Raw genomic sequence first — 17,238 nt, 5'->3', positions numbered from 1 at the left:
CCGCCACGCCGCGCGATAATGACGGAACTCATGGATCCGACGCTTGCCGCGCGGGCACTGTCCGCCGCCACCGAGATCACCAGCACCGCCCTGTCCGGCGACGACCCGGGCGCGGTGCTGGACACGGTCGTCGCCCGCGCCGCCGAACTCGCCGACGCCGACCTCGGCCTGGCCATGGTCAGCGCCGACGACGGCCGCGTCGTCGTCGAAGCCGCGCACTACGCCACACCGCACCCGAGCGAGATCGCCGCGGCGACGCGTTCGGAAGCCAGCGATGTCGTTGCGGCCCCCGACGCTTCCGGGACCGAGTCGGAGGGTGATTCCCCGGTTGAGGGTGCGGGCAAGCCGGAAACCTCGGCCTCCGACACCGTCGCGGCGCCAGGCGCGCGCGGCAGCGAACCGGCATCGGCCGGCGACAGTGGCGACGCCGCTCCAGTCGTCGGTGAGTCGCTCCGTGGGCTTTCGCTTTCCGCCGACTCCGCGGCCGGGCGGGTGGCCCGGGGTGGCGAGCCCATCGCCAGCGATGACTTCACCGTCGATCCGCGGACCGCGCCCTACGTCCCGGCCGAGCTTCACGGCTATGGGCCTTTTGCCGCCGCTCCCTTTGGGTCCGGGGGGCGGGTTCTCGGCGCGCTCACCGTCTACCGGAAGCAGGGGCGTGAGCCCTTCTCCGCGGGGACCGTCGAAATGCTCGTCGCCTTCGCCGCGCAAGCCGGGGTGGTGCTCGCGCTCGCCGAGGGCGCCAATGCTCGCCATCGCGTCGCGCTGTACGAGGAGCGGGAGCGGATCGCTCGCGAGCTCCACGACGTCATCGTCCAACGGCTCTACGGCGCCGGGATGCAGCTCGACCGGGTGCGGCGCAACATGCGCAAGCGGTTCGCCCAGGCCGACGGTGCTCGCCTGTCCGACGCGATCGACCAGCTGGACCAGACCATCGAGGAGATCCGCGGGACGGTGCGCGCGCTGCGGTCCGCAGAACCTCGCCACGACACCGGCACGCCTGCCGATCTTGCCGAATCGGCGCGCGGCGAGGTCCGTATCGCGGGGGAGCTGCTCGGCTACCCGCCGACCCTGGAGCTGTCCGGTGAGTTCGCCGACGTCCCCGCCGAACGGGCCGACCACATCCGGGCCGCCCTGCGTGAAGCACTGTCCAATGTGGTCAGACACTCCGGCGCGAGCGAAACCCGCGTCACCCTGGCCCGGGACTCGCACGGAGTGAAACTCCGCGTCCGGGACAACGGTTCCGGCGTCCCCCAAGGTGTCGCCACCCGTGGCCTGCGCCACCTCGCCGAACGCGCGGACGCCGCGGGCGGGAAGTTCTTCCTGAACTCCTCGCCCAGCCTCGGCACCCTGGTCGCGTTCGACCTGCCACTCGATTGACGAGCACAACCGACTCGGCCTCACCCTTCTCGGGTCATCCAAGCCTCCTTCCCACGTCCTCAGGAAGGATCTTATCGAATTCTCGAACATATATTCGACTCACGTTCGAGTGAATCCGGAGTCCACAAACCCCGCTTGACGTGGCGCACGGTGACACGACCGTGAAAAGTACGCAGCGAACGGCGGCTTGCGGACAGTCCGGCCGCGGCGGGTTACTTCTCCCGGCGTGCGACCCAGGCGGCGGCCTGCGTGCGGCGCTGCATGCCGAGCTTCGCCAGCACCGACGTGACGTAGTTCTTGACCGTCTTCTCGGCGAGGAAGAGCCGCTCCGCGATCTCCCGGTTCGACAGGCCCTGACCGATCAGCTCGAGCACGTCCCGCTCGCGCTCGGTCAGCGCGGCCAGCTCGTCCGTCGGCGGGTGGCGCATCTTGTCCAGCACCCGCGCGGTGCTCACCGGGTCCAGCAGCGACCGGCCGGCCGCGACCTCGCGGACCGCGGTCACCACGTCCTGCCCGCGCACCTGTTTCAGCAGGTAGCCCGCCGCGCCGGCCATGATCGCGCCGACCATCGCCTCTTCGTCGTCGAACGCCGTGAGCATCAGGCACGCCGGCGGGTTCGGTTTCGACCGCAGCTCGCGGCAGAGCGTGATGCCGTCGCCGTCGCCGAGGCGGACGTCGACCACCGCGACCTCCGGCTCGACGTGCATCGCGACCGCCAGCGCCTCTTCGACGCTGCCCGCTTCGGCGACGACCTCGATGTCGGGCTCGTCGCCGAGGAGGTCGCGGAGCCCGCGGCGGACCAGTTCGTGGTCGTCGACGAGCAGTACCTGGATCGGCATACCCCCAGGTTACGGGGTGGACGGCCAATTCGCTCGAAGAGGTGACGGAGATCGTCCGACATTCCGACCGGTACGTATTACAACGAATTTCCGGGCGGACGAAAACGCTGGTCAACGCGATTCGATCATCAATCCGGCGAAGAATCACGAGGCGCCCGGATTTTGGTTGGGCGCTGGCGTTTCCTGACGACCGCACGAATTTCGGAAATGTCCGTAACGGCCTCGACGCGGCCGCGATATTAACCACACATCACGGCGCCAGAGCCGTGGTCGACTCCGATTCTTCCCCGGAAGGACTTCCGTTGTCCTTATTTCGTCGGGCCCTGACGACGGCCGCAGCCGTCGCCGGGCTCGCTCTCCTCGGCTCCGTCTCCCTCGCCTCCGCGCAGCTCGCGACACCGCTCGCGGTCGGCGACAAGAACTGTTCGGACTTCCAGTACCAGGAAGACGCGCAGGCCGTCTACAACCAGGACCCGTCGGACCCCAACGGCCTGGACGGCGACGACAACGACGGCAAGGCCTGCGAGTCCCTGCCGCACCGCCCGGTGCAGAACACCACCAAGCCCGTGCCCACCTCGGCACAGCCGTCGACCTCGACGAAGACCCACACCACCCCGAAGTCGACGACCACCAAGAAGGCCACGACGGGCGGCCAGGTCAAGGTCAAGCCGGTCGGCGGCGTGGCCACCGGCGGCGGCGAGCCCGACGAAGGCACCCCCGGGTTCCTCCTGCTCAGCGGTGCGCTGCTGGCCGCGGCGACGTCCGGCGGGATGGTGCTCTACCTGCGCCGGCGCGCGAGTTGAGGCGGCCGCACCCACCGCTGTGGCCGGCGATCGCGGCGGTGGCCGCCGCGCTCGGCGTGGTCGTGGTCGTGGCACTCGTCCTGGCCTTCTCCTCACCGGCGACGGACGAGGTCGCGCCGCCGCCGTCGCCGCCCTACACGAGCGCCGCGGGGAGCGCCGGCACCACGACCACCCCACCGCACGGCGGGCTCCCGGCGGCGAAACCGGCGTCGCTGAGCATCCCGGCGATCGGGGTGCGCGCCGGGTCGATCGCCGATCTCGGGCTCACGCCCGGCGGTGAGCTGCAGGTCCCGCCCGACGCGACGACCGTCGGCTGGTTCACCGGGGCGCCGTCGCCCGGCGAGGTCGGGCCGGCGGTGCTGGCCGCGCACGTCGACTACAAGCACGTGCCCGGCGCGTTCAGCAAGCTGAAGGACCTGCGCTCCGGCGAGCTGGTGCGGGTGGGCCGCACCGACGGCCGGACGGCGGTTTTCACCGTCTACCGCGTCGACAGCTACGCCAAGGCCGGCTTCCCGACGGACGAGGTCTACGGCGACACGACCGAGCCCGAGCTGCGGCTCATCACCTGCGGCGGCGCGTTCGACCGGTCGAGCGGGAACTACCTCGACAACGTCGTGGCCTTCGCGAAGCTCACCGCCGTCGAGGCTTAAGCCAGGTCGATCCGCGCCAGCTCGAGCCGGCGGTAGGCGCGATCGTGGAGGGACCAGACGTCGAGGACGTCGTCGTCCAGCTCCGGGTACGCGATGACGAGCCGCGCGGGCTCGGCGCCGTCCGCGCGGTAGACGACGTCCACCGGGATGCCGGCTTCGAGCTGCCAGCAGAGTTGTTGCTGCTTCGGCGTGAGCCGCCCCGCGTAGCGGTCGCTCATCGCCCGCGCGAGCTGCCCGCGCAGCAGGCCCGGGCCGCTCGGCGGGGCCGCCAGCAGCCGGTCCGCGTGGTCCAGCGGGTCGGGTTTCCGGTCGGCGGCCTCGGGATCGCGGATGGCGACCTTCGGCTCGCCCTGCTCCCGCGCCGGCAGCACGATGCTCCCGTCGGCGGCGTGGTGCGTCGGAGCGTAACCGGTGTCGCGCAACGCCTCGAGCGTGCGCGAGGCGTCCATTGTGGACGTCAACACCGTCGGGGCCACCGAGCGCAGGCCGAGTTTCACGAGCTTGCGGTGCGCGGCGATCTCGGCGAGCACCGCGGGTTCGCCGGTGACGACGCTCGCGACGTCGAACACCTGCGCCTCGCCGTGGCGCCGCGCGACGTCGTTGACCAGGTACACCAACGGTTGCGGCAGCTCGCCGCCGGCGATCGCCCCCAGCTCGCCGAGCAGCTCGGCCGCCGTCGCGCCCTGGTCGAAGGCCCGCCGGACGGTCGACGGCGAGAACCGCCAGCTCGTCGCCGTGCCCTGGGTTTCGCGATCGGCGGCGCGGTCCAGCTGCGCGGCGAGGCGGGCGTCGGGGGAGCCGGGCACGATCGCGGTCAGGTCGGTGCCGAACAACGCCGTCGTGCGGGCGTGGGCCACCAGTTCTTCGGTGACGGCCACGAGCTGGCCCGGGTCGAGCAGCGCGCGCCCGGCCTTGGTGACGGCACCGTGCGCGATGGCGCCGAGCAGCTCGCCCTCGGCGAGGGCCTCCCGCACGTGGCCGGCGAAGTCCTCGGCCGCCAGCATCGGCGCGTGCCACTCGGCGAGCCGCGTCAGCGCGTCGACGTCGGTGATCCCGGTGCCGGGTGCCAGCCGGGCCAGCAACCGCACGACCAGCCGTCGCACCTGCGCGCCGTGGCCCGGGCCTTCCGCCGGCGGCGCGGGTTCCCACCAGGTCGTCAGCAGCAGGCGGTGGAGCAGCGCCGGGCCGGGGCGGACGACGTCGGGATCCGGTTCGAGCGTGGGCGGCGGCGCCTTCTGGCCCCGGCGCGGCGGGTTGGGCTCCTCGGCCAGCAGCAGCCCGGTCTGCACGGCGAGGTCGATGGCCAGCTCGATCTCCGCGGGCGTCGCGCGGACCTCCTTGGCCACCTTCTTGACCAGCCGCGACCCGATCGTGCCGTCCTTGAGCAGCGGAAACGGCTCGGCGGCGGCGAGCTCGAGCACCGCCGAGACGCGGTCGAGCAGCCGCAACGCGGCCGCCGACGACGCGGCTTCGGCCGACTCGGCTCCGATGTGGACGACGGGGGCTTCGGGCTCCACCGGCGTGAACGGCAGGGGGTGGTCCGGGCCGCGCAGGGCCAGCGACACCTCGACGGGCATGGCGGCGCTGCCGTAGTACGTCCCGAACAGAAAGCCGCGCTCGAACGCCCAGGCCTCCGGCGTGCCCGGCAGCGGCGTCACGGCGTTGATCTCGGGAACGCCGTCGGCCATGTCCCGCAACAGTTTCCGAACGGGCTCGGGCGCGGTGCCGGCCAGCTCGCGCAGGCCGTCGGCGTCCCGGAAGAACCCGACGAGACCGCGCAGCAGCTCGGTTCGCCGCACGTCGCCCGGCAGTCCGACGGCCCGCGACAGCTGCGCGAGCCGCGTCGTGCCGAGCTCGCCGAGCAGGTGCGCGGCCGGTTCGCCGAGGCCGTCCGCCTGGAAGTTCGTCCGGTGCAGCAGCTCCGGCAGCGTGACGCCGCCGGGCTCGCGCCAGACCAGCGCCCGGTCCGCCAGTTCGTCCACAAAGGACTCGGCGACGGCGGGCCCGGTGCCGAGCAGCCGCGCGACGTCGTCGATCGACGCGGGTCCGGTGCCCAGCGCGTGGCAGAGCTGCAGGGCGCGCACGACCTGCGCGTGCGGCGTCGGCAACCCGAGCAGGGCCTCGTTCAGGGAGGCGGCGGTGCCGAGCCGAACGGCGACGACGTCCAGCCGCCGCGGCCACGGCTCCCCGAGCACGTCCGGCCGGTGGGCCAGCACCGTCGCCAGGCGCTCCCGGTCGAGCCCCGCGAGCCGCCCGAGCAATCCGTCGGCGGTGGTCATCGGCCCAGGCTAGATCACCGTTCGCAGGCCACGCCGTCGCCGTCACGGTCGAGTGCGGCCCGGTAGCCGGGCTCACCGCGGTACAGCGGTGCGGCGCCGGCGGCCTTGGCGGCGGTGCAGTTCTTGTAGTACGCGGCGGAATCCTGCTCCGGCGCCGGGGCGTCCTCGGTGGTCACCGGCGCGGGCGGCGGCTTCGGGGCCGCCTTGGTGGTCACCGGGGCCGGCGGCTGCGGGATCGGCGTCGGGCTCGGTGTGGGGGTCGGCGCCGGGACGTCGATGGTGCCGTTGCACGGCGCCGCCCACAGTCCGCTGACGGCCTGGTGCGCCGCGTTTTCGGCCGCCGCCAGGGCCGGCGACGCGGCACTCGTCGCGTACTTGAGATAGCCGTTTTGGAGCGCCAGTGTCGCGTAATCCTGCCCGCCGGCCAGCGTCACGGCGATGCCGTCGGCGGTTTCCGCGCCGAGCTGGACGGTTTTCCCGGAAAGGGTCGTGGCGGCCCAGGCCAGCGATTCCGCCGCGTAACAGCCGACGGTGGTGGCGGGGGCGACGACGCCGAGCACGCGCACCGTTCTCCGGGTGCCGTCGCTGCCGTTCACCACGACGTTCGCGCCGTCCGTCACGGTCTCGACCGTGTACGTCACGGCGACCGGTGTCGGGGTCGGCGTCGCGCTGGTCGTGCTGGTGGGAGCCGTGGTCGTCGGTGCGGCGGCCGTGAGCTTCGGCTCGGGCGCCTTCCCGAAGACGGCGCCGAGCACGAACAGGACGCCGAAAGCGGCCAGGACGATCTTCAGCCAATTCGGTAGGCGCTTCATGACGGATTTCCTTGCTCTTCGACGCGACGTGCCGACGGTGTACTCGGGAAATCTCCCGCCGTTGTTACGCCGGGGACCGTGATCGACCACCAGTCGTTATCCGGCGGAATGTAACCGTCACGATCGCGTCACGAACACCCTTTTCGTCGCGAAAAACCGTCACGACGGCGCGCGGTCGAGCGACCTGGGGGACGTGATCGAATCCCTCCCGCTGCTCGGGGCCGGCGGCTACCCCGCGCAGGGCATCGACTTCACCGCCCTCGAGATCCGGACGACCGGCCTGCGCCCCGGGCGCGTGGTCGAGCTGGCCGCGGTGCGGGTCCGCGCCGACGGCGTGCTCGCCGGCGAGCTGACGACATTGGTGAACCCGGGGCCCGGCGTGCCGCCCGGCCCGGTCGTCCTGCACGGCATCACGCGGGAAGAGCTGGACGCCGCGCCGTCGTTCGGCGCCGTGCTGGGGTCACTGCTCAATCTGTGCCGCGGCAGCGTCGTCGTGGCCCACGACCTGCCGTTCCTCACGGCGTTCCTGGGCAGCGAGGCCGCGCGCCTCGGCTCCCGGGTGCCGGTGCTGCCGGGCGTCGACGTGCTGACGGCCGCGCGGTCCGCCGTCCGGTTGCCCAACTACCGGCTCGCGACGGTGGCGCCCGCGTTCGGGGTGGCGCGGCCCGGGCCGTCCGCGTTGAGCGGCGCGCGGACCGTCGCGCAGCTGGCGACCGGCCTGTTCGGACGGCACGGCTTCACCTTCGCGGCGCGGCCGGTGCTGCCCACGCTGCCGGCGTTCGCCGCGGGCCCGTTGCGGCCACGGGAAGACGTCCCGGCGGCCGAGCCGGGCTGGATGGCCGAAGCCGTCGAGCGGGTCGTCGCCGCTCGGACCGGCGAGGACGCGTACCTGGACCTGCTCGCCGGCGTCGTCGCCGACCAGCACCTGTCGCCGCCCGAGGTGTCGGCCTTGGCCGCGCTGGCGGACGAAGCGGGCTGGGACAGCGAGAGCGTGCGCGCGACGCACGAGCGGTTCGTGACGGCGTTGCGGGCGGTCGCGGAAGGGGACGGCGTGGTGACCGCGGCGGAGGCACGCGAACTGCGTCAGGTCGCGACGGCGCTCGGGGTCGCGGAAGCCGTCCGCGACCTGCGGCCCACGGCGGCCGGGAAGCCGACGCGGGTGCTCGTACTCGGCACGACGGCCGCGGCCGACCAGCTGCGGGCCCGCGTGCTCGCGGAAGGCGTCCAGCTGGCGAAGAAGCTGACCGGGAGCGTCACGCACCTGGTGGCGGACACGACCGTCGCGTCGAACGAGCCCCGGCTGGGACGAGCCGGTGAACTGGGCGTCGTCGTGCTCGGCGTCCGGGAAGCGCCGGTCGCGCTCGGGTTCGAGCCGCCGCCGGTGGCGCGTCCGATCGTGGCGGTCCAGGGAAAGCGGGTCGGCGGGCGGGTCCTGATGGGCGTCGGGCTGCTGCTGATGTTCATCGTCGTCATCGCGATGTTCGGCGGCGAGGCGTTGGCCGGTGGGATCGTGCTGGCTGTGCTGGGCGTCGGGGCGCTGCTCGGCGGCTGGTGGCTCGCGGAGCCGGAGACTCGGTAGCCCTCGGTCCGGTGCCGAGACTGGTTCGGTTGAACGGGCCGTCCGGGATCTGGAAGTCGACGATCGCGCAGCGGTACGCCGAGCTGCGGGCGGGCGGCGAGTACCGGGAAATCCTGCTGACCGCCGAAAAGCCTGTCGTGCTGGAGCGGTTCGCCGCGCGGGTGGCGAGCGGGACGAACAGTGGCGTCGACGACGTCGTCCAGGGGCGGGGTGGGACCGCGGTCGTGGCGCGGATCCACGACCAGCTCGCGGCCTACCTCCCGTTGCGGCCCGGCTGTGTCGTCGTGCGGACCGATGGGTGTGCTCCCGGTCGGACCTACGACGAGGTCGTCGCCGTGCTCTGAGGCGGGATCGGGTTCACTGTGTCCATGGCGGCGATTCCGGAACTGGCCCTGCGGCAGATCGAACGGTGGTGCGCTCAGCGGGTCCCCGAGCGGGTCCTGGACCAGGTCCGGGTCGAGTGCCGGACCCGGGGCCGGACGGTCACGATCCTGGAGTGCCGCGCGCCCTGGTCGCCGGAAGCCGGGCCTGAGTGGACCGAACAGAAGATCGCGCAGCTGCGTCTCGACGAGCACGGGATCTGGTCGGTGCGCTGGGCCGATCGCAACGGCAAGTGGCTGACCTACCCGGACGCGCCGGTCGCCAGTACGCCGCCGCCGTTGCTGGCCGAGATCGATCGCAATCCCGATGGGATCTTCTGGGGTTAGCTCGGCGAGGGCGGGGGGAAGCGCAGCTCGTTGCGGTCGATCTTCGCGTGCGCCGCCTCCGCGAGGTCGACGCCCAGGCGGTCCGCCAGCTGGAGCAGGTACAGCGTGACGTCGGCGATCTCGTCCAGGACGTTCTTCTCCAGCGCGGGATCCGCGCGCCACGCGTCGGATTCCTCCGGCGTCAGCCACTGGAACAGCGAGGTCAGCTCGCCCACCTCGCCCGACAGGGCCATCGCCAGGTTCTTCGGGGTGTGGAACGGCTCCCAGGAGCGGGCGGCCGCGAAGTCGCGGAGGCGCTGGGTCACGTCGTCGAAGGTCACCGGGGCGATTGTCCTCGGGCGGTCACGGACCGCTAACGGCCGTATGGCGGACTGGCGTTGACCGGTGAATCTCTCACTCAATAGGTTGACCACCGTCGGGATGGTTGCGGGGCCAGGTGCTGGGAAGGGAACGTACTTGAAGTACCTGCGATCCGTGCGTGGACGCATGCTGGGCATCGCGTTCATCCCCGGGTCAGCTCTCGTCGTCGTCGCTTTGGTGATCGCGGGTTTCCTGGTCCACCAAGCGGTCCGGACGCGCGAGCAGGCGATGGACACGGCCGCCGCGGCCGATCGGACGGCTCGGGCCGTGGTCTCCTTGCAGGCCCAGCGGGCGGCCGCCATGGGGACACCCGACCACCGGTCCTCGGCGTACGCGATTTTCACCCAGCGGATCGACACCGCGATCGCCGGGCTCCGCGACTACGCGCGCCGCGCGCCGGACGCGGAATCCGGGTACCAGCAGACCACCGCGATCCAGCTGCTCTCCGTGGCGGAAGGCATGTACCGCGCCGATTCCCTCGCGCTGGTGGGGCTCGACAACGTGACGCGGCGGTCGTTCGTCTCGGCCGTCGCCGCCTACCGGGCCGAGCTGGCGCAGGTCTCCGGGCAGCTCACCGAGACCGGCCGGGAGGCCTACGAGGCCGTCACCCGCAGCGCCGACTGGAGCAGGCTGGCCGCCGCCGAAGACGCGCTCGCGGCCGCCGAACCGTTGCCCATCCCCGAATCCACGTGGCGCGGCGCCGCCTACACCGTCTCGCTGCAGCTCGGTCAGCTCTACACCCGGCAGAGCCAGTACGCCGTGCAGCTGACCCTCGACGACGGCCGCCGGACCCTCGCCGGCGCGCTCGCGGCGAGCACCGGGATCCTGCTCGGCGCCGTGCTCTTGCTGCTCGTCGTCCGGCGGCTGGTGGCGCGGGTGCCGGTGCCGGTCGTGCCGATCATGGTGCCGACGATCCACCCGGCGGCCCACACGGCGATCCCGCGGCCCCGGCACACACGGTCACGAGCGCCGCGGGAACCCGAGCCGTGGCCGATGAAAGCCGTGTTCGAAGACCTGCGACGCCGATGAGGCGCTCACCGAACGTCATCGGCTACTCCGAAAAGAGCACGCGGTTGGCCCACACGCCGCCTTGTCACCGTGGGGCAGACTGGTGCGCGTGAGTCCCCCCTCGGATCTTCGCCCCTACCTGCGCACTTTGGACGCGGAGACGCTGGCGGACCTCCTGCACGCCCAAGCCGAGCGTGACCCTGAGCTACGCCATTCACTCGAACTGCGCGCTGCGACCCAATCCGGTGACGTCAGCGAGGCGCACCGGCTCCTGGACACCGCGGTGTCCGACGGGAACGTCGAGTACACCGCGAAAGTCGGCGCGGTCCTCGACACCCTGCGGCGGATGCTCGACGCCGGCAGCCGCGCCGACCTCGCGCCGCTGGCCCGCCGCACGGTCGACGACATCAGCGCGATGTACGAGCAGGCCGGCGACCACCCCGGCGACCTCGGCGACCGGCTGGACCGGGCCGTCGAGATCTACGCCCGCGCGTGCACCGCCCGGCCGCCGGACCCGGAGAAGCTGGCCGACTGGATCCTCGAGGTCGAGTTCGACGGCCCCGGCCGCCCGGTGATCGACCTCGCCGAGTTCGCGACGGCGCTGGGCGAGCCCGGCCTCCGCCGGATCAAGTCCACTGTGGACGACGTGCTGGCCGCGAGCGGACCCGGCCACCGGCGCGACGTCGCCGAGCGCCTGCGGGAGCAGCTGGCCGAGGTGCTCGGCGACGTCGACGGGCTGGTCGCGATCCTGTCGGCCAAGCCGCCGCGCGTCGACGTCAGCCTCAAGATCGTGCGCGTGCTGCGGGCCGCGGGCCGGCACAGCGAGGCCATCGCGCACGCCGCTCGCGCGCTCACGCCGCACAAGCACCTCCAGCCGCCGCCACCCCGAGAGCCCGAAGAGGACGACGACGTTTCGCGGCGCCGCAAGGAGTTCGACGAGCGGCCCGGCCGCGAGACCTACGCCGCGCTGCGCGAAGCCGCGATCGACGCGGGGAAGTGGCCGGTCCAGCGCCAGGCCGCGCTGGCCCGCCTGCGCGAGCTGGCCGCCGACGGCGTCGAGCGCGCCGACGAGCTGGCGCGCGTCCTGCTCGAGGACGGCCGGGCCGACGAGGCCTGGCGCGCCTGCGTCCGGTTCGAGGCATCGCCGCAGGTCAGGCTCGACCTGGCCGAGCTGCGCTCGGCCGAGCACCCGGCCGAGACGATCCCGGTGTTCCGCGCGGCGGTCGACGAGCTCATCGAGCGCAAGGACCCGCAGTCCTACCAGGAGGCCGCGCGCCGGCTGAAGCTGTTGCGCACCTTGCACAAACGCGCCGGGACCCCGGACGAATTCACCGCTTACCTCGGCACGCTGGTGGAAACCCACAAGCGGAAAACGCGGCTGATCACGGAAATCCGCACCGCGCGCATCGCCCTGCCGAAAGCCGTAACCTCGCCGCGCGCGGCTCGTTGACCGGCTGAACCGGTTTGCACGTGCATCGCCGGCATCGAGCCCGCCAAGGCGGTCACACCGCTTCTGGCCAGTGATGTCGCGGTGGCCCTGTTCCGCTGTCCGGCTCGGCGCCTCCCCGTCGAGCGGCCGGTGGGACCCGCGCCAGGGCCACCGCGACCTGCTCGCCGAGCGTGCATGAAAACATGAGTCCATGAGCCCGGTGAGTCGCGCCCGCAAGAAGGCCCCCCAACCCGTCACGCACAGCGTGACCGGTCTGTTCAAGGACGTCCTGAACGACTTTTCGGCGATGGGCGCCGACCCGGCGCCGGTGGACGTCGAACTGCTCGCCTCCGAGGTGCTCGGCCAGTTCCACGACGTCCCGCTCGAAGACGGCGAGGAGCCGCTCGGCCTGGAGCTGATCGCCTTCGCGCAGCGCAAGATCACGCCGGGCGCGGCCGCGCTGCTGGCCGCGCTGGCCGTCGTGGCGGAGACCGACGTCGAGCGCAAGGCCGCCGACGCCGGCCTGGAGACCGTCCTCGGCCGCGGCATCCCCGCCCCGCCGTGGGCCGGCGGGCTGGGCCGCGTCACCGCGGGCGAGTGCTGGCGCACCGGCGACGTCTACGGCGACGAGTCGTCCCTGCTGATCGTGTTCGGCCACGGCGACCAGGTGCACGGCCTGCTCGCGCTGCTGGACTTCACCGAGGGCGGCCGGGTGCGCGACCTCGTCGTGATCGACCAGCCCGGCGAGGTCCTCAAGGAGATGCGGGAACAGGCCGAGGCCGACCCCGAGCTGGTCGTGCTGGAAGCGGTCGACCCCGCCGACGCGCACCGCATGATCGCCGACGGCCTCGACACGACCGACCACCTCGACGAGGCCGACGTCAGCGAGGACTACGCGCGCTTCCACGCCGTCGCGCTCACCTGGTGCCGCGCGCTGCCGGAGCCGTCGCTCGTGCCCGAGGTGGCCGAGTGGTCCGGCACCGAGCGGGCCGCAGTCGTCGAGCAGTTCGTCGTGGCGAGCGGCGAAGAGGCCGGTTCGGCGCGCGCGATCGGCGGCCTGCTGCTGGAGCACGGCCTGCGCACCGACCCGGCGAACCCGCTGCGCGTCGGCCCGGAGAAGCTCGCGCGGTTCCTCGAGGGCCTGCTGGGCGAGGAGTACGAGCTCGACGCCGAGCACGAGGAAGCCGTCGAGCCGGTGGTGCTGGCCTGGGCGCAGTGGGCGGCCGGGCGGGACGGCCTGACCGAGACCGCGACGGCGGCGCTCGAAGAGGCCGTCGCCGAGTACCTGGGCGAGTACAACGACGAGGACGACTCCCCGCTCGAGCGCTACTTCGGCGACGTCGGTGACCTGTCGCCGTCCGAGCTGGCCGACGCGCTGGAACGCCGGATGTTCGCCGTGCCGTCGCTGACGGCGGAGATCGGCGACGAGGAGGTCGACCTCGACCCCGGCGACCCCGAGCAGCGGCGGGCGCTCGTCATCGCCGAGGCGGACGAGGACGAGGAAGAAGAGCGCCTGGTACTGCGCGCGACCGTCGTCGACCAGCTGTGGGAGGACGAGCCCGTCGAAGCCTGGCAGGCCGTGCAGCGCCTGCGGGAGGGCGAGCTCGACCGCGTCGAGATCTTCGACCGGCTGATCGACGCGCTGGCGGGCACCCTGCTCGAATCGGAAGAGCTCGAGTACGACGCCGACGGTTACCTGGAGGCCCTGGCCGAGCTGGGCTGAATCAGGGGAGGGGGCCCGCCGGTTCGACGGGCTTGGTGCGGTGGTGCCGCTCCTGGAGCTTGTCGTCGAAGTCGACGACGAACGCCCCGGCGGCCATCGCGATCAGCAGGGCCAGACCGAGCACCGCACCGACCCACGTGAGGATCATCGTGAACATCGCGGGCCTCCTCCCCAGCTCAGAGCCGTTTTCCTGACTCCTTCAGGGTCGCTTTCGGAACCGGTTGCCGGTATCGGCCAACCGGTTACGGCTGCGCGGGTCACCTCGGCCGATCGGCCGGGAAACGGGAGCTGAGAGCCACCACGCGTGCTCGGCCGTTCGCCCACAGTGGAAAAGACGACATGTGGGTGAACGGCCGGGGTAACAGTGTCAGAGTTTGCGGAGCCGCACCCGGTTGATGGTGTGGTCGGCGTCCTTGCGCAGCACCAGCGTCGCCCGGGGGCGGGTCGGCTTGATGTTCTCCATCAGGTTGGGCTCGTTGATGGAGTGCCACAGGTGCCGCGCCTCGGCGCGGGCCTCGTCGTCGGGCAGGTCGGCGAAGTGGTGGAAGTGCGACGCCGGGTCCGCGAACGCCGTGTGCCGCAGCTTCAGGAACCGCTCGACGTACCAGCGCTGGATGTCGTCGGTGTGCGCGTCGACGTAGATCGAGAAGTCGAACAGGTCCGACACCGTGAGCCGCGGGCCGGGCTGCAGCACGTTCAGGCCTTCGAGGATGAGGATGTCCGGCCGCCGCACGACCTGTTCCTCGCCGGGCAGGATGTCGTAGGCGAGGTGCGAGTACACCGGCGCGGCGACGCGCTCGGCGCCCGACTTGACCTCGGTGACGAACCGCAGCAGCGCGCGGCGGTCGTAGCTCTCCGGGAAGCCCTTGCGGTGCATGATCCCGCGGCGCTGCAGCTCGGCGCCCGGGTAGAGGAAGCCGTCGGTGGTGACGAGGTCGACGCGGGGGTGGTCCGGCCAGCGGGCGAGCAGCGTGCGCAGGACGCGGGCGGTGGTCGACTTGCCGACCGCGACGCTCCCGGCGATGCCGATGACGTACGGGACCTTCGTGCCGCGGGAGTCGTCACCGAGGAACGTCGTGGTCGCTTCGTAGAGCCGCTGGCGCGCGGCGACCTGCAGGTTGATCAGGCGGGACAGCGGGAGGTAGACGTCGGCCACCTCGGCCAGGTCGACCTGCTCACCGAGGCCGCGCAGGCGCAGCAGCTCTTCCGCCGTCAACGGCAACGGCGTCGAACTTCGCAGTTCTTTCCACTGTTCCCGGTGCAGCTCGACATAGGGGCTGAGTTCGCGGACCCGGGTCATCGCATACTCCTCCGGCCGTCGCCTGCACTGGCGGACGTTCACCTGCGTCCATCAACGGTAGGGCTTGCGGCCGCCGAACGCGCTGTGATGTCCACCCCACCGGGTGGCGCTCACCTGGAGTGACGGAAGACGTCGTCCCACGCGGCGGCGACCTGACGCGCGCACGTCGCGGGGTCCACACCGCCGATGCCGGTGCCGAGCCCGGGCATCGCGATCGTCTCGACGGCTTCGCGCACCGGGCCGTCGTCGAGCACGCCGTCCCGCCACTTGAGGAACACCGCGCGCGCCGCCAGGTAGGGGTGCACGGTGTCGGCGGGCAGCACCTCGCCGGGCTCCCGCATGGTCGGCGCGCTGATCAACCAGGCCGGCTCGGCCTCGCCCGTCGGCACGATCACGGCCTCGCCGATCGGCAGCTCACCGCCGTGAAACGCCAGCACGGCGCTGCGGACGGACTGCTCCACGCCGGGGAACGCCCGCGCGTAGACGGCGTCGATGCCGCCGCGCATCCGGCCGTAGGAGTTGGCCGGGCTGACCACGGCCTGGGCGAGGACGTCGAGCACCGACCCGCGGTGCACCCGGATCCGGCCGCCCAGCGAGCGGGTGGCGGTGGTCCAGGCGGTGGCGAGCGGTTCATCGACGGCGCACAGCACCAGCTCCGGGGACCGAGGGGAAACCGGCGGGTGGGCGCCCTCGTGGCCGGCGTGCGTGCCCGAGTCGGCGGTCACCCGTCCAGCATCGCAAAAAATGCCACCCGGCGTAACCGGGTCACGTACCGGCTGTCCGAGTGAATGTGGCCACGCCCGGGCCCCGTAACCTGGGTGTTGTGTCACGGATCGCATACTTCGGCCCCCAGGGGACCTTCACCGAGCAGGCCGCGCGGGTCCTCGCCGGCGGCGAGGAACTGATTCCCGTCGAGACCGTCCGGCTGGCGATGACGGCCGTCCGCACGGGCGAGGCGGACGCCGCGTGCGTCCCCATCGAGAACTCCGTCGAAGGCGTGGTGCCCACGACCCTCGACGCGCTCAGCGAGTCGACGCCGCTGGTCGCGGTCGCCGAAGCGATCCTGCCGGTCCACTTCAGCGTGCTCACCCGGCCGGGTGACCGGGAGATCCGGACCGTCGCCAGCCACCCGCACGCGCTCGCCCAGGTCCGCGACTGGCTGGAGGCGAACCTGCCGGACGCGAAGCCGGTGGCGGCGTCCTCGACGGCGGCGGCCGCGGTCGGCGTGCTCCAGGGCGACTTCGACGCCGCGGTCTGCGCGCCCGTCGCGGTCGAGCACTACGACCTCGAGGTGCTGGCCACCGAGGTCGCCGACGTCACCGACGCGGCGACCCGGTTCCTGCTGGTCCGCCCGCCGGGCGACCTGCCCGAGCCGACCGGCGCCGACCGGACGTCGGTGGTGGCCGCGGCCGTGAACCGCACCGGCACGCTGGCCGAGCTGCTCACCGCGCTGGCCGACCGCGGGATCAACCTGACCCGCCTCGACGCCCGGCCGACGCGCAGCAACTTCGGCGAGTACCGCTTCTTCATCGACTTCGAGGGCCACGTGGCCGAGCCGCGGATCCTCGACGCGCTCACGGCGCTGCGCCGGCACTGCCGCAACCTGCGGTTCCTCGGCTCGCACCCACGGGCCGACGGGACCCGGACCACGCTCGAGCCCGGCTTCGGCAACGACGACTTCGTCGACGCGGCCGGGTGGGCCGACGCCGTTCGCAAGGGGGACCTGGCGTGAGGCTGCTGCTCATCCGCCACGGCCAGACCGACGGGAACGTCCGCGGCGCGCTGGACACCGCCCTGCCCGGGCCGCCGCTGACCGAGCTGGGGCAGTCGCAGGCCTCGGCGCTCGCGGGCCGGCTCGCGGCGGAACCGCTGGTCGCGGTGTACGCGTCGCGGGCGACCCGCGCCCAGCAGACCGCCGCGCCGCTGGCCAAGCAGTTCGGGCTGGACGTGCAGGTCGTCGACGGCGTGCACGAGGTCGTCGCCGGCGATCTGGAAGGCGCCACCGACCACGCGTCGATCCGGACCTACATGGACACCGTGAAGAAGTGGACGCTCGGCGAGCTCGAACCGGCGCTGCCGGGCGGCGAGAACGGCACGAGCGTCCGCACCCGGATGCTCGACGCCGTGGGCCGGCTGCGCGCCAAGCACGAGCAGGCCGACCCGGACGGCGTCGTCGCCCTGGTCAGCCACGGTGGCGCGATCCGCCTCGGCGCCGAGTGGCTGGCACCCAACGTCCACGCCGACGTCGCCAACGCGGCCCTGATCCCGAACACGGGCATCGTCGAGCTGCAGGCGCGGCCGGACGCGCAGTGGTTCTGCCTCACCTGGGTCGACACGCCACTCTGACATCCCGCCCTGACACGCCTGGG

General features: G+C 72.5%; 18 protein-coding genes. 11 read left to right on the top strand and 7 right to left on the bottom strand.

Annotation, left to right across the window (positions count from 1 at the left end; genetic code table 11):
* Positions 1–30 precede the first annotated feature (30 nt).
* The gene (locus ACLJQZ_RS07065; RefSeq protein ID WP_410619554.1) at positions 31–1,380 is read left to right on the top strand and encodes a histidine kinase; all 1,350 of its coding nucleotides are present in this window, start codon (positions 31–33) and stop codon (positions 1,378–1,380) included.
* Between the two features lie 212 nt (positions 1,381–1,592).
* Here the strand turns inward: ACLJQZ_RS07065 and ACLJQZ_RS07060 are convergent, their stop codons facing one another.
* Positions 1,593–2,219 (bottom strand): response regulator transcription factor, encoded by a 627-nt coding sequence (locus ACLJQZ_RS07060; RefSeq protein ID WP_328446429.1) that lies wholly within the window; start codon positions 2,217–2,219, stop codon positions 1,593–1,595.
* Positions 2,220–2,521: 302 nt separating this feature from the next.
* Between ACLJQZ_RS07060 and ACLJQZ_RS07055 the strand changes: the two genes are divergently transcribed.
* Both ACLJQZ_RS07055 and ACLJQZ_RS07050 read left to right on the top strand, forming a co-directional pair.
* Entirely contained in the window at positions 2,522–3,022 is a 501-nt protein-coding gene (locus ACLJQZ_RS07055; protein ID WP_410619263.1) for an excalibur calcium-binding domain-containing protein, read from the top strand.
* Entirely contained in the window at positions 3,019–3,672 is a 654-nt protein-coding gene (locus ACLJQZ_RS07050; protein WP_410619262.1) for a class F sortase, read from the top strand. Before ACLJQZ_RS07055 ends, ACLJQZ_RS07050 begins: the two co-directional genes overlap by 4 nt.
* On the opposite strand, the gene ACLJQZ_RS07045 is transcribed toward ACLJQZ_RS07050, so the two are convergent.
* On the bottom strand, positions 3,669–5,951 hold the full coding sequence (locus ACLJQZ_RS07045; protein ID WP_410619261.1) for a helicase-associated domain-containing protein: 2,283 nt from the start codon (positions 5,949–5,951) through the stop codon (positions 3,669–3,671). The genes ACLJQZ_RS07050 and ACLJQZ_RS07045 overlap by 4 nt on opposite strands.
* 14 nt (positions 5,952–5,965) lie before the next feature.
* Positions 5,966–6,763 (bottom strand): excalibur calcium-binding domain-containing protein, encoded by a 798-nt coding sequence (locus ACLJQZ_RS07040; protein WP_410619260.1) that lies wholly within the window; start codon positions 6,761–6,763, stop codon positions 5,966–5,968.
* 193 nt (positions 6,764–6,956) lie between these two features.
* Here ACLJQZ_RS07040 and ACLJQZ_RS07035 point away from each other — a divergent pair, with 193 nt between their 5' ends.
* Genes ACLJQZ_RS07035 through ACLJQZ_RS07025 form a run of 3 tightly spaced genes read left to right on the top strand, consistent with a single transcriptional unit; the run spans position 6,957 to position 9,049 of the window.
* A complete protein-coding gene (locus ACLJQZ_RS07035; protein ID WP_410619259.1) occupies positions 6,957–8,342 on the top strand; it encodes an exonuclease domain-containing protein in 1,386 nt (461 codons plus the stop codon).
* 29 nt (positions 8,343–8,371) lie between these two features.
* Positions 8,372–8,686 carry a hypothetical protein gene (locus tag ACLJQZ_RS07030; protein WP_410619258.1) on the top strand — a complete coding sequence of 105 codons (315 nt, stop codon included), beginning with the start codon at positions 8,372–8,374 and terminating at the stop codon, positions 8,684–8,686.
* A 24-nt stretch (positions 8,687–8,710) separates the two neighbouring features.
* Positions 8,711–9,049 (top strand): DUF3024 domain-containing protein, encoded by a 339-nt coding sequence (locus tag ACLJQZ_RS07025; protein ID WP_247059865.1) that lies wholly within the window; start codon positions 8,711–8,713, stop codon positions 9,047–9,049.
* Here the strand turns inward: ACLJQZ_RS07025 and ACLJQZ_RS07020 are convergent.
* Positions 9,046–9,369 (bottom strand): nucleotide pyrophosphohydrolase, encoded by a 324-nt coding sequence (locus tag ACLJQZ_RS07020; RefSeq protein ID WP_410619257.1) that lies wholly within the window; start codon positions 9,367–9,369, stop codon positions 9,046–9,048. The two genes, ACLJQZ_RS07025 and ACLJQZ_RS07020, sit on opposite strands and share 4 nt — an antisense overlap.
* Positions 9,370–9,505: 136 nt before the next feature.
* On the opposite strand from ACLJQZ_RS07020, the gene ACLJQZ_RS07015 reads away from it, so the two are divergent.
* The 3 genes from ACLJQZ_RS07015 to ACLJQZ_RS07005 all read left to right on the top strand — a co-directional run bounded on the left by ACLJQZ_RS07015 (position 9,506) and on the right by ACLJQZ_RS07005 (position 13,569).
* A complete protein-coding gene (locus tag ACLJQZ_RS07015) occupies positions 9,506–10,438 on the top strand; it encodes a nitrate- and nitrite sensing domain-containing protein (RefSeq protein ID WP_410619256.1) in 933 nt (310 codons plus the stop codon).
* Positions 10,439–10,526: 88 nt separating this feature from the next.
* Complete coding sequence (locus tag ACLJQZ_RS07010) at positions 10,527–11,867, top strand: DUF6880 family protein (protein WP_410619255.1); 1,341 nt, start codon at positions 10,527–10,529, stop codon at positions 11,865–11,867.
* Positions 11,868–12,057: 190 nt separating this feature from the next.
* Complete coding sequence (locus ACLJQZ_RS07005) at positions 12,058–13,569, top strand: hypothetical protein (protein WP_410619254.1); 1,512 nt, start codon at positions 12,058–12,060, stop codon at positions 13,567–13,569.
* Position 13,570: 1 nt separating this feature from the next.
* On the opposite strand, the gene ACLJQZ_RS07000 is transcribed toward ACLJQZ_RS07005, so the two are convergent.
* From ACLJQZ_RS07000 to ACLJQZ_RS06990, 3 genes are all read right to left on the bottom strand, one after another.
* Complete coding sequence (locus ACLJQZ_RS07000) at positions 13,571–13,726, bottom strand: hypothetical protein (protein WP_247059869.1); 156 nt, start codon at positions 13,724–13,726, stop codon at positions 13,571–13,573.
* 210 nt (positions 13,727–13,936) lie between these two features.
* Entirely contained in the window at positions 13,937–14,869 is a 933-nt protein-coding gene (gene coaA, locus ACLJQZ_RS06995; RefSeq protein ID WP_410619253.1) for a type I pantothenate kinase, read from the bottom strand.
* A gap of 110 nt (positions 14,870–14,979) precedes the next feature.
* Positions 14,980–15,594, bottom strand: a complete 615-nt coding sequence (locus ACLJQZ_RS06990; protein WP_328645649.1) for a macro domain-containing protein — start codon at positions 15,592–15,594, stop codon at positions 14,980–14,982.
* A gap of 98 nt (positions 15,595–15,692) precedes the next feature.
* Between ACLJQZ_RS06990 and pheA the strand changes: the two genes are divergently transcribed.
* Together pheA and ACLJQZ_RS06980 are read left to right on the top strand one after the other, a co-directional pair.
* Positions 15,693–16,601 (top strand): prephenate dehydratase, encoded by a 909-nt coding sequence (pheA, locus tag ACLJQZ_RS06985; RefSeq protein ID WP_410619252.1) that lies wholly within the window; start codon positions 15,693–15,695, stop codon positions 16,599–16,601.
* Positions 16,598–17,215, top strand: coding sequence for a histidine phosphatase family protein (locus ACLJQZ_RS06980; protein WP_410619251.1), 618 nt, complete (start codon positions 16,598–16,600; stop codon positions 17,213–17,215). The genes pheA and ACLJQZ_RS06980 overlap by 4 nt, the downstream gene beginning before the upstream one ends.
* The last annotated feature ends 23 nt before the right edge of the window (positions 17,216–17,238 follow it).

Origin of the sequence: Amycolatopsis sp. cmx-8-4 (assembly GCF_046548675.1) — a bacterium.
Taxonomy (GTDB): domain Bacteria; phylum Actinomycetota; class Actinomycetes; order Mycobacteriales; family Pseudonocardiaceae; genus Amycolatopsis.
Note: the sequence above shows the minus strand (reverse complement) of the source record. Positions and strands in the feature narration are given on the sequence as shown.